Annotated in this window: 14 protein-coding genes; 10 read left to right on the top strand and 4 right to left on the bottom strand. The window is 64.6% G+C overall.

Annotated features, from left to right (window positions below; translation table 11 throughout):
* Window positions 1-240 precede the first annotated feature (240 nt).
* From purL to purM, 9 genes are all read left to right on the top strand, one after another.
* Complete coding sequence (purL, locus tag QRN54_RS11615) at window positions 241-2,529, top strand: phosphoribosylformylglycinamidine synthase subunit PurL (protein WP_003940379.1); 2,289 nt, start codon at window positions 241-243, stop codon at window positions 2,527-2,529.
* Window positions 2,530-2,532: 3 nt separating this feature from the next.
* Window positions 2,533-4,317, top strand: coding sequence for an alpha/beta hydrolase (locus QRN54_RS11610; RefSeq protein ID WP_285182047.1), 1,785 nt, complete (start codon window positions 2,533-2,535; stop codon window positions 4,315-4,317).
* Window positions 4,314-4,970 (top strand): CPBP family intramembrane glutamic endopeptidase, encoded by a 657-nt coding sequence (locus QRN54_RS11605; protein WP_054827114.1) that lies wholly within the window; start codon window positions 4,314-4,316, stop codon window positions 4,968-4,970. The genes QRN54_RS11610 and QRN54_RS11605 overlap by 4 nt, the downstream gene beginning before the upstream one ends.
* Window positions 4,970-5,359 (top strand): sterol carrier family protein, encoded by a 390-nt coding sequence (locus tag QRN54_RS11600; protein WP_007733822.1) that lies wholly within the window; start codon window positions 4,970-4,972, stop codon window positions 5,357-5,359. Before QRN54_RS11605 ends, QRN54_RS11600 begins: the two co-directional genes overlap by 1 nt.
* A 170-nt stretch (window positions 5,360-5,529) precedes the next feature.
* The gene (purF, locus tag QRN54_RS11595; protein WP_003940541.1) at window positions 5,530-7,107 is read left to right on the top strand and encodes an amidophosphoribosyltransferase; all 1,578 of its coding nucleotides are present in this window, start codon (window positions 5,530-5,532) and stop codon (window positions 7,105-7,107) included.
* Window positions 7,108-7,251: 144 nt separating this feature from the next.
* Window positions 7,252-7,860 carry an AIM24 family protein gene (locus QRN54_RS11590; RefSeq protein WP_003940441.1) on the top strand — a complete coding sequence of 203 codons (609 nt, stop codon included), beginning with the start codon at window positions 7,252-7,254 and terminating at the stop codon, window positions 7,858-7,860.
* A gap of 3 nt (window positions 7,861-7,863) precedes the next feature.
* The gene (locus QRN54_RS11585; protein ID WP_003939918.1) at window positions 7,864-8,541 is read left to right on the top strand and encodes an AIM24 family protein; all 678 of its coding nucleotides are present in this window, start codon (window positions 7,864-7,866) and stop codon (window positions 8,539-8,541) included.
* 13 nt (window positions 8,542-8,554) lie between these two features.
* Window positions 8,555-9,301, top strand: a complete 747-nt coding sequence (locus tag QRN54_RS11580) for an AIM24 family protein (protein WP_165639040.1) — start codon at window positions 8,555-8,557, stop codon at window positions 9,299-9,301.
* 207 nt (window positions 9,302-9,508) lie between these two features.
* Window positions 9,509-10,588 (top strand): phosphoribosylformylglycinamidine cyclo-ligase, encoded by a 1,080-nt coding sequence (purM, locus tag QRN54_RS11575; protein WP_003940225.1) that lies wholly within the window; start codon window positions 9,509-9,511, stop codon window positions 10,586-10,588.
* A 150-nt stretch (window positions 10,589-10,738) separates the two neighbouring features.
* Here purM and QRN54_RS11570 read toward each other — a convergent pair whose 3' ends face one another.
* The 4 genes from QRN54_RS11570 to ygfZ form a co-directional block, all read right to left on the bottom strand.
* Window positions 10,739-10,942: a DUF3073 domain-containing protein gene (locus tag QRN54_RS11570; RefSeq protein ID WP_003940337.1), complete on the bottom strand. Its 204-nt coding sequence runs from the start codon at window positions 10,940-10,942 to the stop codon at window positions 10,739-10,741.
* A 202-nt stretch (window positions 10,943-11,144) separates the two neighbouring features.
* Entirely contained in the window at window positions 11,145-12,098 is a 954-nt protein-coding gene (locus tag QRN54_RS11565) for an asparaginase (RefSeq protein WP_003940365.1), read from the bottom strand.
* The gene (locus tag QRN54_RS11560) at window positions 12,095-12,763 is read right to left on the bottom strand and encodes an MOSC domain-containing protein (protein ID WP_042451408.1); all 669 of its coding nucleotides are present in this window, start codon (window positions 12,761-12,763) and stop codon (window positions 12,095-12,097) included. The genes QRN54_RS11565 and QRN54_RS11560 overlap by 4 nt, the downstream gene beginning before the upstream one ends.
* On the bottom strand, window positions 12,760-13,881 hold the full coding sequence (gene ygfZ / locus QRN54_RS11555; RefSeq protein WP_283376102.1) for a CAF17-like 4Fe-4S cluster assembly/insertion protein YgfZ: 1,122 nt from the start codon (window positions 13,879-13,881) through the stop codon (window positions 12,760-12,762). The genes QRN54_RS11560 and ygfZ overlap by 4 nt, the downstream gene beginning before the upstream one ends.
* A 79-nt stretch (window positions 13,882-13,960) precedes the next feature.
* Between ygfZ and QRN54_RS11550 the strand changes: the two genes are divergently transcribed.
* Window positions 13,961-14,824, top strand: coding sequence for an aminodeoxychorismate lyase (locus tag QRN54_RS11550; protein WP_007733829.1), 864 nt, complete (start codon window positions 13,961-13,963; stop codon window positions 14,822-14,824).
* Window positions 14,825-14,967: the final 143 nt, after the last annotated feature.

Raw genomic sequence — 14,967 nt, 5'->3', positions numbered from 1 at the left:
TCGAGGGAGAGAGTGGGCCGGCCCTGACTTTAGGAAAACCGACCGGATCACCCAACCGGGGCGGGTGTGACCGGCGATACTTCGCAGGCCCGGAGGTGTTGCGGGTGCTGCCGTCTGCGGAAGTCGTCGGCCCACACCGATAGACTGTCCCCCGGCACGTTCTTTCGTTGGGCACATTCGTGGTGTCCCGCTCCGCGCCGGCTTGCCTCTTGACTCCCGTAGGGAAGGGACCACTCTCCAGTGTCTGCTCACCAGGTCGATACCGTCACGCACGCATCGGCTGATCCCGATGCCGCTCAGCCGTTCAAGGAGCTCGGTCTCAAGGACGACGAATACGCACGCATCAAGGAGATCCTGGGCCGCCGTCCCACGGACGCCGAACTGGCGATGTACTCGGTGATGTGGAGCGAGCACTGCTCGTACAAGTCCTCCAAGGTCCACCTCGGATACTTCGGCAAGACCACCACCGACGAGATGCGCGCCAACATGCTGGCCGGTATCGGTGAGAACGCCGGCGTCGTCGACATCGGTGACGGCTGGGCAGTCACGTTCAAGGTCGAGAGCCACAACCACCCGTCGTACGTCGAGCCCTACCAGGGTGCGGCGACCGGTGTCGGCGGCATCGTCCGCGACATCATGGCCATGGGTGCTCGTCCGATCGCCGTCATGGATCAGCTTCGGTTCGGTGCTGCTGACGCCCCCGATACCCGTCGCGTCGTCGACGGTGTCGTGCGTGGTGTCGGTGGATACGGAAACTCCCTCGGCCTGCCGAACATCGGCGGCGAGACGGTCTTCGACGAGTCCTATGCAGGTAACCCGCTGGTCAACGCCCTCGCTGCCGGCGTCATGCGCGTCGAGGATCTGCATCTGGCCTTCGCTTCGGGTGCAGGCAACAAGATCATTCTGTTCGGTGCTCGCACCGGTCTCGACGGAATCGGCGGCGTCTCGGTCCTCGCGTCGGCGACGTTCGACGACGAGGGTGGAGACACCGGCGGACGTAAGAAGCTGCCCGCGGTTCAGGTCGGCGACCCGTTCACCGAGAAGGTGCTCATCGAGTGCTGTCTCGACCTTTACAAGGCCGGCCTCGTCGTCGGCATCCAGGACCTCGGCGGCGCCGGGCTGTCCTGCGCCACCTCCGAGCTGGCCGCGGCCGGCGACGGCGGCATGCACATCAACCTCGAGAAGGTTCCGATGCGCGCCACCGGCATGACCCCGGCCGAGGTGCTCTCTAGCGAATCGCAGGAGCGCATGTGCGCCGTGGTCACGCCCGAGAACGTCGATGCGTTCATGGAGGTCTGCAAGAAGTGGGACGTCCTGGCCACCGACATCGGCGAGGTCACCGACGGTGAGCACCTCACCATCTCCTGGCACGGCGAGACCGTCGTCGACGTTCCCCCGCGCACCGTCGCGCACGAGGGTCCGGTTTACCACCGCCCCGTCGAGCGTCCGGCAACGCAGGATGCCTTGATCGCGAATACGACTGCCGGACTGAAGCGTCCCGAAACCGACGCCGAGCTCGAAGCGACCCTGCTGAAGATGATCGCCTCGCCTGCCCTGTGCAGCCGCAAGTGGATCACCGAGCAGTACGACCGCTACGTCCGCGGAAACACCGTCCTGGCCGAGAACGCCGACGGCGGTGTCATCCGCATCGACGAGAAGACCGGACGCGGAATCGCACTGTCCACCGACGCTTCGGGCCGCTACACCGCGCTCGACCCGTACACCGGTGCGCAGCTCGCGTTGGCCGAGGCTTTCCGCAACGTGGCAGTCACGGGCGCAACGCCCAAGGCCGTCTCCAACTGCCTGAACTTCGGTTCTCCCGAGGACCCGGGTGTCATGTGGCAGTTCCAGCAGGCCGTTCGCGGCCTTGCCGACGGCTGCGCCACCCTCGGCATCCCCGTCACCGGCGGCAACGTCAGCTTCTACAACCAGACCGGATCCACGGCAATCCTGCCGACGCCGGTGGTTGCCGTCCTCGGTGTGATCGACGACGTTCACCGCCGCATCCCGACGGGCCTCGGACTCGAGCCCGGCGAGACGCTGATCCTGCTCGGCGACACCCACGACGAGTTCGACGGCTCCATCTGGTCGCAGGTCGAGCACGGTCACCTCGGTGGCGTGCCGCCGAAGGTCGACCTCGCCCGTGAGCAACTGCTCGCCGACATTCTGCTCGCCTCCTCGCGTGACGGTCTCGTCACCGCAGCCCACGACCTCTCCGAGGGTGGACTGGCCCAGGCAGTCGTCGAAGCCGCGCTGGCCGGCGAAACCGGTTGCCGCATCCTGATTCCCGAGGGCGCAGATCCGTTCGTGACCTTGTTCTCGGAATCGTCGGGACGTGTCCTCGTTGCAGTTCCGCGTACCGAGGAGACTCGCTTCACCGGTATGTGCACCGCCCGCGGCTTGCCGTGGACGCGTATCGGGGTCGTCGACGAGGGCAGCGACTCCGTCGAGGTCCAGGGACACTTCTCCGTCACGATGGCCAAGCTCCGTGAGGCCTTCGAGGGAACGCTGCCCGCACTGTTCGGGTGATAGATGGTCGATTCCGGAGAACTGACTTCTTCTGACAGCCAGCCGCAGGAACACCACCTGCGGCTGGCTGTTCCCGCACCCCTCGAGAAGCTCGACAACCGCTTCACCGAGTGGGCGTGGGGGCTCCTCAAACTCGACTTCACCGGCATCGCGTTTGCCGCGTTCTTCTTCTGCTGGTCGTTGACCCCTTCGCTGTTGCCGCGCGATTGGCTTTTCCAAGGTCTGATCGGCGGAATCAACTCGGCCATCGGCTACGGCGTCGGTACTGCGATCGGTTGGGCTGTCGAGCGATACCTGCTCAGCGGGCGACGGTGGTGGCCACTGCCCGAGCCGGTGCCTTCCGCGATCAAGGTCTTCGTTCCGGTCGCGTCCATCGTCGCGGCGATCATCATGCTGGTCTACGCGGCCGGGTGGCAACGTGAAATCGCGGCACTGACCGATGCCGAAGGCACGACCACTTCCGGCTACATCCGAACCCTCGGACTGAGCCTGCTCGTCGGTGGCCTGCTCATCTCGATCTGGCGGGTCCTCCACGATCTGGTGAAACTGATTGCCCGACAGCTGATGCGGCGGTTCCACTGGTCACGGTCGGTGGCCAATGGCGTCGGTGTCCTGGTTGTCACCGTCCTGTTCTTCATGCTGGTCGACGGCGTCCTGGTCCGCGGAATCTATGCAGCGACCAACTCGATCTTCAGTCTGCAGAACTCGACCACTCGCGACGGCGTCGTCGAACCGCAGGATCCGATGAAATCGGGTAGCCCCGAATCAGCCGCTCCCTGGGACACATTGGGGTTCGAGGGACGAAACTTCGTCTCGCGCGGACTCGACGCGCAGGAACTCGAAGCGGCAACCGGTAAGCCTGCGATGGATCCGATTCGCGTATATGCCGGACTTGAAAGCGCCGAAGATCCCGAAGAGCGTATGGATCTGGTCATCAAGGAGCTGGAGAGGACCGGCGCATTCCAGCGCAAGGTTCTCGTGGTCATTCCGACGACGGGTACGGGGTGGGTCAATCCCACTGCGGCGCAGGCAATCGAACTTGTGCACGACGGCGACACTGCTCTTGTCGCCAGCCAGTACTCGTACCTGCCGAGTTGGATCTCATTCCTCGCCGACCAGGAGAAGGCGCAAGCTGCCGGACGCCTGTTGATCGAGCGGGTACACGAAAGATGGCTCCAGGAACCGGAAGCCACCAGGCCGAAGTTCATGGTCTACGGCGAGAGCCTCGGCGTCATGGCCGGCGCCGGAGCCTTCGACACACTGCAAGCGGCGCGCGATACCGCCGACGGAATTCTGTGGGTTGGCCCACCGAACGCGACGCAGTTGTGGCGTTCGATCGAGAAGAGGCGCGATCCCGGCACTCCCGAAGTAGCTCCCGTCTACGCGGACGGCTTGGCCGGCGTGCGGTTCGCGGATCGCTCCGAAGACATTCCGACCGACGGGACGACGTGGCCGCAGCCGCGGGTTCTGTTTGTCCAGCACCCTTCCGATCCAGTGGTGTGGTGGTCACCCGACCTCATGTTCAATCGGCCCGAGTGGCTCAAGGAAGTGCCCGGTTTCGACCGCTCGCCGTCGATGAAATGGTTCCCGGTCGTGACGTTCTGGCAGGTGTCTGCAGACCTCGGTAACGCTGCGGGAGTTCCCGACGGTCACGGTCACAATTACGGAACCTCCGTTCTGGACGCCTGGATCAGCGTCGCCCAGCCCGAGGGGTGGACGGCCGCAGAAACCGAGCGAGTGCGGTCGGCATTGGTTGTCGCCGTGAAATCAGAGGGCCCCGAGAAGTGAGGGGAGTCGCCTCGATCGCGCTCTGCGCTACCGCGATCACCTGGAGCAACGTCGTGCTTCCGGCATTCGGTCTTTCGCCCCGAGCCCGCGCCGTGGTCAACACCGCGGCCGGTCTGTCGGCCATCGGAGTCCTACTCGCACGTGGTTACACCCGCGAGGAACTCGGCTTGGCGCACACCGGCATTCGTGGTGGCGCCCGGTTCGGCGGAGCCGCGGCCGGCGCAGTGCTTACGGGTTACAGCGTCGCTTTAGCCGTTCCCTCGTTGCGCGCGACTCTCGCTGCCGACGAGCGAGCAGACGGCCGCGAAGACTTCCTCGAATGGATCATCCTGCACATCCCGTTCGGCACAGTGCTCTCCGAGGAGCTGTTGTTCCGCAGCGCGATGTCCGCGGTCTGGAACCGTGAACTGAACAGGCCGACCGCGCAGGCCGTTCACGCACTGACCTTCGGATTGTGGCACGTCGCCCCCGCCCGCGGCGCCGGCGACAACGTTCCCGCAGCAGTGGCATTCACCGGTGCTTCGGCATTGCTGTTCGAGTGGCTGCACCGCCGGGGCGGCAGCGTGCTTGCCCCCGCCCTGCTGCACCTGGCCACGAATGCCGGTGGCGCACTTGCCGTTCGTATCGCTACTCGCAGACAGGGAGTGAACTGATGCCGCCCCGCCGCGCCGTCGACCCCGCCGAATTTCGTGCCGCCGTCCTGGCCGTCGGCCCGTGGCTTCGAGATCCGGAACTGCCGAAGCCTTCGCGCAGTGAACTCGGTGCGGCAGTGAAGATGAGTGCGCGCACTCTCGAACAGATCGCCCCCGGATCGAGCGTCGAGGTGCGGGTCCCACCGTTTGTTGCGGTGCAATGCATCGAAGGTCCGCGTCACACGCGCGGAACCCCGCCCAACGTCGTCGAGACGGACGCTCGGACGTGGTTGCAGATGGTCACCGGATTGCTCGAGTTCTCCGAGGCCTCAGGTGACGGACGAGTCGACGCCTCAGGTAGCCGCGCTCCCGAAATTGCGCACTGGCTCCCACTGCTGCGGTTGACCTAGCAACAGAGGGGTTGGCGTAGTGACAGAGTGGTTGACGCAGTAACAGAGAGAGACCATCCGGTTCGCTTCGGCGTGATCTGAGAGCCAAGGCAGCCCTCAGGGGAAGTGAGTCCCAAAATGGCCGTAGACTGTGGATGCCCCCCAACCCCTGCCCACAAAGGGAGCGCCCGGTGACTCGTGCCGATCTGTCGGTCAACAGTCCAAATCTCCTCGCTTCGAACCCGTCCGACGAGGACGAGAACGAGCCCCGCGAAGAATGCGGTGTATTCGGCGTCTGGGCGCCGGGAGAGGATGTGGCGAAGCTCACTTATTACGGCCTGTACGCACTTCAGCACCGTGGTCAAGAAGCTGCCGGCATTGCGGTAGCCGACGGCTCCCAGGTGCTGGTGTTCAAGGATCTCGGCCTGGTCAGCCAGGTATTCGACGAGCAGACCCTCGCAGCGATGCCAGGTCACGTCGCCGTCGGACATTGCCGTTACTCCACCACCGGTTCCACGACGTGGGAGAACGCGCAGCCCATCTTCCGTACCACCACTGCCGGTACCGGCATCGCGCTCGGCCACAACGGCAACCTGGTCAACACCGCTGAACTCGCGAGCCGCACCCGTGCAGCCGGCCTGGTCAACGACAAGCGCCCCAACGCAGCGACTTCCGACTCCGACCTCATCGGTGGTCTCCTGGCACACGCTGCCGGCGACAGCACCATCGAACAGGCCGCAATGGAATTGCTTCCCACGTTGGAGGGCGCGTTCTGCCTCACCTTCATGGACGAGCACACGCTGTACGCAGCGCGGGATCCGCACGGCATCCGCCCGCTCTGCCTCGGTCGACTCGACCGCGGTTGGGTAGTCGCCAGCGAGACCGCAGCCCTCGACATCGTCGGTGCGTCGTTCGTTCGCGACATCGAACCCGGTGAGCTACTCGCGATCGACGCCGACGGCGTCCGCTCCTCGCGTTTCGCGAACCCGACTCCCAAGGGTTGTGTCTTCGAGTACGTCTACCTCGCGCGTCCCGACAGCGTCATCGGTGGCCGTTCGGTCCACTCGACCCGCGTCGAGATCGGCCGTCTGCTCGCCAGCGAGCATCCCGCCGAAGGTGACTTGGTCATCCCCGTTCCCGAGTCCGGCACCCCCGCAGCCGTCGGATACGCACAGGGCTCAGGCATCCCCTACGGCCAGGGTCTGATGAAGAACGCCTACGTGGGCCGCACCTTCATCCAGCCGTCGCAGACGATCCGTCAGCTCGGTATCAGGCTCAAGCTCAACCCGCTCAAGGAAGTCATCCGCGGCAAGCGCCTTGTGGTGGTGGACGATTCGATCGTCCGCGGCAACACCCAGCGTGCGCTCATCCGGATGCTCCGCGAAGCCGGCGCCCTTGAAATTCACGTCCGTATCGCCTCGCCACCGGTCAAGTGGCCCTGCTTCTACGGCATCGACTTCGCCTCACCAGCCGAGTTGATCGCCAACGGCGCGGGCGGACAAGACGCGACGTTCGAGGAGATGCTCGACGGCGTGCGTCGTTCCATCGGAGCGGACACGCTCGGATACATCTCCACCGAAGGCATGATCGCCGCCACCGAGCAGCCGGCCAGCCGTCTGTGCGCCGCGTGCTTCGACGGGACCTACCCGATCGCGCTTCCCAAGGAAACCTCGATCGGCAAGAACGTCCTCGAGGGGATGCTCGAGAGCACCGCAGGTTCGACGGCCACTCGCGACAACGACAACGCGAGCGCGCTCAGCCGCCCCTGAACATCAGAATCGTTGAAATTCGACAGCCGAGAATCTGCCGTCCACAGCATGTGGGCGGCAGATTTTCTGTTCACGACTTTCTGTTCCACGACACGGCATACGTCGTGAGCATCTGGCATAGTGCCCTCCGTGGCGCAACTGAGAATGGATGGGCACCGGGTCCTGGTCGCAGACCTGGTGGGGGACACCATCAAAGCGATCAACGGCTCGATGGTGGCGTACGAGGGTGCGATCACCTTCAAGAACGCCGGAATGGGCGGTGGCGGTGGGTTACGTGCCGCGCTGAAACAGAAGGCGGCAGGTGAATCACTGTCCCTGATGGAAGTCAGCGGTCAAGGCACCGTCTACTTCGCGGTCGACGCCCAGGACATCACGATTATCGAGCTCAACAACGACGCTTTGCACGTCGAAGCCTCGCAATTGCTCGCATTGGTCGGCCAACTGCGAACCGACGTGAAATTTGCCGGTCTCCGCGGCGCAGGTTCCGGACAGGGCTTGTTCACGACGGTCGTCAGCGGCACCGGTCTGGTGGCGGTGCTGTCGAAGGGCGGACCGATCATCGCGCTCGAAGTCAGCCCGCAGTATCCGCTGGTTGCCGATCCCGACGCATTCGTCGCTCACCGTGGCCAGCTGAACCAGAGCTTCGTCACCGACGTCACCTGGCGCTCTGCGATCGGCGGTGGCAGCGGTGAAGCGTTCTCGCTGCGATTCGACGGATCCGGAGTCGTCTACATCCAGCCCGAGGAGCGCTGAACCATGCCGTTGGAATTGGTGAACAGCAAGGTCGTCAAGTCGACCCTCGCGCCGGGCCAGAACGTGCTCGCCCGCACCGGGTCGATGCTCTACTACACCGGTGACGTCCGCTTCATCCCGCACAGCATGGGCGGTGGGCCCGGCGCCATGCCGAACATGGGCGGGATCGCCGGGATGGCCGGCCGCATGATGTCCGGCGAACACGCACGCATGATGGCGGCCGAGGGAAACGGTGAGGTCTTCTACGGGCACGCCGGCTTGTACGTCGAGGTCATCCACCTCGACGGGTCGTCAATGCTCACCGTCGAAGCCGACCGACTCCTCGCACACGACGGTTACCTCCAGAGTTCGATAGTCGCTCTCACGTCGCAGGGCGGTGTGCGCGGAGCAGTACGCGGCGCCATGACCGGTCAAGGACTGTTCACGACGCAGTTGCACGGCCAGGGAAGCGTCGCGGTTCTCTCGCACGGGGGCGCGATTCCGTTGCAGGTCGGTCCGAACAATCCTCAGGTCGTCGTCGACCCGCAGGCATACGTGTGCCACATCGGTCAGATCAACGTCGACATCTCCGCGAACGTCGGTTGGCGCGAGGCCGTCGGCAAGGGCTCGGGGGAGTCCATCCAGCTGAAGATGACCGGCGCCGGCACCGTCTGGGTCCAGGCGTCCGAGCAGAAGTTCTGAGAGGGCACAGAGCATGGGTATCGAAATTCACAATCCGGCATCTCTGCCCGCCAACGACAACGTCCCGGGCAACGACTACGCCTTCTGCGTCGAGATGGCCGGACAACCGTGGTTCACGTCCAAGGGTGCGATGATCGCGTACTACGGAAACATCAACTTCGAGCCGCTCGGGCGCACGAGCATGACGGCGATCGTCGCGGCCAGGTTTTCTTCACCGCTCTACGCGGACGACTGGGTGCTCGCTCAGGGACAGGGCAAGTTGATCCTCGGGGACCGCGGATTCAACATCAATTCCTACGACCTCGACGACGGCAACCTCACGATTCGCGCGGCCAATCTCCTCGCCTTCGAGACGAGCCTGGACCTCAAACAGTCCATCGTCCCAGGCTTTTTGACGCTACTGGGGACAGGCAAGTTCCTGGCGTCGTCCAATGGCCCGGTCATGTTCGCGGAGCCGCCGCTGCGCATCGACCCGCAGGCGTTGGTGGGTTGGGCCGACTGCCCGTCGCCGTCCCACCACTTCGATGCCGACTGGATGCAGAGCTTCCTGGGCGCGGTTCGCGGAAGCATGTTCGGCGCGAATACCGGCGAAGAACGCCAGTTCGATTTCACCGGAGCCGGGACGGTACTGATCCAGTCGAGCGAGAAGGTCGTCCACGACGGACACCTCCTCAAACACATCGAATCCGAGACGGTCGCACTCGGGCAGAACAGTCTGCGCGCACTGCACGCCTCGATCGGTGCGCGGCTGCAGAACTGACGTCTCGGGGTACGCGAGGTCTCACCGAGGGGGCCGGTCCGGTAGCGTATGGGCGTAATCGTCGGTATTTGTGTGCGCGCTCTGGGTCTCGAGTCGAACGATCCATCTCGCGTCACGAGGATTGCAAACACTTCACATTGCAAGACCACTTACCTGTGCACGAGCAATACGTGCTCGCGAGAAATACAAGGCTGGAGTAGTAACCCGATGACCGAGGACAGTCACCGCACCGCAGGCGCCTCCTACGCGGCAGCAGGAGTCGATATCGCCGCAGGCGACCGGGCGGTGGAACTCTTCGCCCCTCTGGCCAAGAAGGCCAGCCGCCCCGAGGTCATGGGTGGCCTCGGTGGTTTCGCCGGCTTGTTCTCCCTCAAGGGTGACTACAAGGAGCCGTTGCTCGCCGCATCGACCGACGGTGTCGGAACCAAGCTCGCTGTCGCGCAGGCGATGGACAAGCACGACACGGTCGGACTCGACCTCGTCGCCATGGTTGTCGACGACCTCGTCGTCTGTGGCGCCGAGCCGCTGTTCCTCCAGGACTACATCGCCGTCGGCCGGGTCATCCCCGAGCGCGTCGCGGAATTGGTCAGCGGAATCGCCGAGGGCTGCATCCAGGCCGGCTGCGCTCTCCTCGGCGGCGAGACCGCCGAGCACCCCGGCATCATGGCCGACGGTGACTACGACCTTTCCGCCACCGGTGTCGGCGTCGTGGAGGCAGAGAAGCTGCTCGGACCGGATCGCGTTCGCCCCGGCGACGTCGTCATCGCGATGGGTTCTTCGGGACTGCACTCCAACGGTTACTCACTGGCCCGCAAGGTCCTGCTCGAGATCGACCGCATGAACCTGAGCGCACACGTCGACGAGTTCGGCCGCACGCTCGGTGAGGAGCTGCTCGAGCCCACCAAGATCTACGCCAAGGACTGCCTGGCACTCGCTGCCGAGACCGACGTGCGCACGTTCTGCCACGTCACCGGTGGCGGCCTCGCCAACAACCTCGCGCGCGTCATGCCCAAGGGCTTGGTCGCCGAACTCGATCGCGGAACCTGGAGCCCCGCTCCGGTCTTCGCCATGATCGCGCAGCGCGGACGCGTCGAGCGCGCCGAGATGGAGCAGACGTTCAACATGGGCGTCGGCATGGTCGCCGTCGTCGCACCCGAGGACGTCGACCGCGCACTTGCCGTCCTCACCGCACGCCACATCGACTGCTGGACGCTCGGTAGCGTCAAGAAGGCGTCGGACGCCGCTGCAGAGCGTGCGTTCCTGGCCGGAGACCACCCGCGCTTCTAGACCGCAACGTCAGCTGCCCCATCGGAGAGATCCGGTGGGGCAGTTTTGTGTGTCCGTGCAAGCAGACGCGAGGCGGAAAATGGAACGCAAAAATGAGGAAGAGCGATCAGCTCTTCCTCATTTCACAGTCTGCGCGGTGGCAGTGCGCGGTCAACGCCGCCAGTCGTCGTAGTCGTCCTCTCGCGCATGCCCTTCCCTATCGGAAGTCTGGTCCGATCGGACACTGCTCCGATGCGAGTTGGTCGATCCACCTGCGAGCTCTCTTTGCAGGCTGTCGAAATCCGTGGTCGGTACGCTGTATTTCAATTCGCGTGCAACCTTGGTCTGCTTTGCCTTAGCCCGGCCGCGGCCCATGGCTGACCCCCTCGCGCTTTCGCGGGGCGGCCTGGGGAATTTGGCGGCCCCGTTTGAGTGTGTAAGTTTCCTGACACACACTCTAGCGTGGAAAAGTCGCTTCCGCTTCCACGAAGGCCTCACCGCCGTGTCTGATTGCTCTCACTATGGCCGCGAGCTGCCAGGATGCTGAAAGAACTCGTCAGAACTTTGTGAGAACTGCTCAGAAGTTTCCGGGAATTGCGCGAATCGTCCCCACTCGGGCGTCGCCGCCGAAGACCGGAGCGGATGCGAGAGCCGCCAACTCCTCGGTCCACTCGGTGTTCATCCGCTTGAGCAGAGCTGCCGCCAAGGGCAGGAGCGCCCGCTCGTGACCGTCGTCGATCTTGAGGGCGAAAGCGGAACCGTCGGGAAGCGCTCCGGCGTAGATGCCGTCGTATCCGGTCTTGGAGAACAGACCCGGCACGGCGGACATCAGGCGCTGATCGTTGCGGCCGGTGCCCGAGACGAGGAAGGGGTTCTCGCGGACCGCGTCGGCCACAGCTCGTTCGGGTGAGTCGGGCTCAGCCGAGGGCAGGCGTCCGAATGCCCGAGCCAGGTTCGTGAGCGAGAGCGGCACGATCGGGAGACCACAACCGTCGATGCCGAGTTCCTGCTCTTCCTCGCCGCTGAGATCGAAGATCGTCTCCTGGATCGCGAGTTGGAGGGGATGAGTCGGCTCCATGTACGTCTCGAGCGGCCAGTCGTTCACGACGCACGTGGCGAGCATCGCGGAGTGCTTGCCCGAGCAGGTCATGTAGATCGGGCTGGGAAGCTCGCCCGCTGCGATCAGTTCGGCTCGGGCCAGTTCGTTGCCCGGCAGATCGGAGGGGCACTGCAACTGGTCGACACCGAGTTGGTAGCGAGCGAGAAGCGCTGCGACCAGTTCGATGTGATCGGCCTCGCCCGCATGTGAGGACGACGCGACGGCCAGCTCTTCCGGGCTGGTGGGTGCAAAGCCGTTACGAAGCGCAGCGACGGCTTGCAGCGGCTTGTTCGCCGAGCGCGGGTAGATGGGTGTGTGAATTTCCCCGAGTCCGACAACGACCTCGCCGTCGGCGCCGAGAATGACGGCCGATCCGCGATGCACGCATTCGCGGAATCCGGAGCGGACCACTTCCACCAATTCGATACTCACGAGTGCACCTGCGCTTCTGCTTGTTCGATGAACCTCTGGACGCGCGCGGTGACGTTCGGTGCAAGGTCGGTGTGTTCTGCGAGGAGCCGTCGAAGCCGCTCAGGATCCGTTCCGGCGAAGACCTCTCGAACAGTCACTCCGTGATCCGGTACGTGGACTCGGGTGACCGAATCGCCCGCGGCGATCGTGCCGGTCCGGTTGACGCGAAGGTAGGCGCCGACGTCGGTCCGCTCGGTGAATCTTTTGACCCAGCCCTTTTCCGCGGCCCAGATGCCGAAGGTGCCACACGGGACCCGGGGAGCGGTCACTTCGAGTTCGAGAACGTCCGACGCCTCGGCTCCGGTGATGTGCCAACGCTCGCCGATCACGGCGTCCGTGACGAGCATCCCGCTGATGTGAAGATTCTCGCCGAACCATCCGGGGCCGAGAGGTCGGCCCAATTCGTCCGACCAGCGCTGCGCTTCGTCGCGCTGATACGCGTAGACAGCTTGGAAGGCGCCGCCGTGGAACTCGGTGTCGCAGACGTAGTCGCCACCCAGACCGAGTCGGCCGACCGCGACGCGGCCGTCGACGGGACGCTTGTCGATCGCCGTACGGGGGACTCGCCTGACGCCACTGTCACGTTCGGTGTGGACGACGCAGACCGCGTCGACCATGCCCGTCACTTTCCGCGCAATCGGTTGACAGCCTCACGTCCGGCCTGGGGTGCGTCGTCCGCCACGATCGAATCCGGATCGATGGACGCAGCGCTGGGGCCGGCCATCAGTTCGGTGTCGACCGGGATGTTGCGCTTGATCAGAGCGAGTGCGATGGGGCCGAGCTCGTGATGATTGACGACGGTCCCGACGCGTCCGACGGCCCGTCCGCCCGCCGTGATCGGGTCACCCGGTTCCGGGACGGCTTCGGCGCTGCCGTCGAGGTGCAACATGACGAGATGGCGCGGGGGCTTGCCGAGATTGTGAACTCGGGCGACGGTTTCCTGACCGCGGTAGCACCCCTTGTCGAGGTGGACGGCGCCGTGCTCGGCCGGCCCACCGATCCAGTGGACCTCGTGCGGGATGGTCCGTTCGTCGGTGTCCAGTCCGAGGCGAGGCCTCGTCGCTTCGACGCGCAGTGCCTCGAAGGCCCAACTGCCGGCGGGCTTGGCGCCGGCATCGGTCAGCCTGGTCCACCACGCTGCCAGTTGCTCACGTGGGACGAGAAGGTCGAAAGAGTTCTCGGTAGGCCACGGCATGCGGCGGACAAATCCGCCGTCGGCCAAGGCGTGAGCGTCGTAGGCCTCGGTGGGTGTCTGAACCTCGAGTGCGGCGAGGACAGTTGACGCTTCGGGTCCGATCAGGCTCAGGACCGCGAGTTCGTTGCCGTCTCGAGGTTCGGCCTTGGACCAGAACACCATCTTCTTCAAGAAGGAGAGAAGGTCGGGTCCGCGGTTCGCCTCGGTGTCGATCCAGGTGACACCTGCCAGGTCCGTCTGCACGAAGTGGTGCTCGACGCGTCCGTTGACGTCCAGGCTCAAGTTCTCGGCACTCTTGCCGTCGGGGAGCGCGGTGATGTGCTGGCTCGAAATCGTGTGCAGCCACGTGAGGCGTTCGTCGCCGGGAATGGCGATCACGAATCTGTGACTGCGGTCGACCACCACTGCTGCGCGCTGCGCGGTTCGCTGTTCGCCGAGGGGATCGCCGTAGTGCCACGCGACACCGATGTCGGCCGAACCGTCCGGTGCGGTGACCGCGCCGGGGGAAGTCAGAAGTGGGCTGTTGGGCACAAGAGCGTTGTCGACCACGAGACCAGTCTAGGAGTGTGGGCGGGATCGCGGTTACAGGGCGGCCCCGGCGGCTTGGCGGATCGTTAGGGTTGATGGCATGCCTGATCGCGTATTGGTGACTCTCGACCATGAGGTGCTCGATGCTGACGCACCGTTTCTGCACGCCGACGACCTGGCGGTGGTGCGCGGCGACGGAGTCTTCGAGACGCTGTTGGTACGCGACGGCCGCGCCCGGGTGGTCGAGGGACACCTGAGTCGACTGGTTCTGAGCGCACGGGCACTCGGCCTGCCCGCTCCGGTTCTCGATGATTGGCGTCTGGCGATCGAGATGGCTGCCGAGGAATGGGGGACCGAGAAGGAAGGCGCCCTTCGTCTCGTTCTGACCCGCGGCCGTGAGAGCGGCGACAAGCCGACAGCCTTCGTGATGGTCGGTCCGGTGGCCGATCGGGTCAGACAGGTCCGCGAATCGGGGTTATCGGTGATGACTCTCGAGCGAGGTTTCTCTGTCGATCTCTCTGCCCGGGCACCCTGGCAGCTACTGGGCGCGAAGACGTTGTCGTACGCAACCAACATGGCAGCGCTTCGATATGCGGCGAATTTGGGTGCTGACGATGTGATCTTCGTCAGTTCCGAGGGCAATGTGTTGGAGGGACCACGCTCGACGGTGGTGATCGTTCGGGACAGGACTTTGATCACACCGCCTCCCGCACAGGGCATTTTGATGGGCACTACGCAGCGCGCCCTGTTCGACGTTGCCGGCAGTGCTCGCTTCGATTGCCGATACGAAACCCTCCGACCTGCGGATTTGATTGCGGCCGACGGAGTGTGGATGGTTTCGAGCGTCACGCTGGCCGCACGCGTCCATACACTCGACGGGCTCACATTGCCAGAGCCGAAGGTCTCCGGGGAATTCGCGGAATTGGTTGAACGTGCAATTGATTCGGATTCAGCAGGGCGATAGGCGAATAGGAATCGCGACAGGTCTCTACTACATTTGGTAGTAGCAAAGTCCTGCGGTCCAAACCGGACAGCAGTACCGTGTCCGCAGGGGCCGAGCGACTGCCCGCGTCTCGAACCCCGAAGCCTGTCCCAGGGCCCTACTCT

Origin of the sequence: Rhodococcus sp. MEB032 (assembly GCF_030208925.1) — a bacterium.
Taxonomy (GTDB): domain Bacteria; phylum Actinomycetota; class Actinomycetes; order Mycobacteriales; family Mycobacteriaceae; genus Rhodococcus_F; species Rhodococcus_F qingshengii.
This window is presented reverse-complemented; position numbering and strand designations above follow the sequence as displayed.

Bases quoted from the DNA above. Each gene is read 5' to 3' on its own strand.
- QRN54_RS11610 (WP_285182047.1), top strand. From the start codon at position 2,533: ATGGTCGATTCCGGAGAACTGACTTCTTCTGACAGCCAGCCGCAGGAA.
- QRN54_RS11600 (WP_007733822.1), top strand. From the start codon at position 4,970: ATGCCGCCCCGCCGCGCCGTCGACCCCGCCGAATTTCGTGCCGCCGTC.
- QRN54_RS11590 (WP_003940441.1), top strand. From the start codon at position 7,252: ATGGATGGGCACCGGGTCCTGGTCGCAGACCTGGTGGGGGACACCATC.
- QRN54_RS11585 (WP_003939918.1), top strand. From the start codon at position 7,864: ATGCCGTTGGAATTGGTGAACAGCAAGGTCGTCAAGTCGACCCTCGCG.
- QRN54_RS11580 (WP_165639040.1), top strand. From the start codon at position 8,555: ATGGGTATCGAAATTCACAATCCGGCATCTCTGCCCGCCAACGACAAC.
- purM (WP_003940225.1), top strand. From the start codon at position 9,509: ATGACCGAGGACAGTCACCGCACCGCAGGCGCCTCCTACGCGGCAGCA.
- QRN54_RS11570 (WP_003940337.1), bottom strand. From the start codon at position 10,942: ATGGGCCGCGGCCGGGCTAAGGCAAAGCAGACCAAGGTTGCACGCGAA.
- QRN54_RS11550 (WP_007733829.1), top strand. From the start codon at position 13,961: ATGCCTGATCGCGTATTGGTGACTCTCGACCATGAGGTGCTCGATGCT.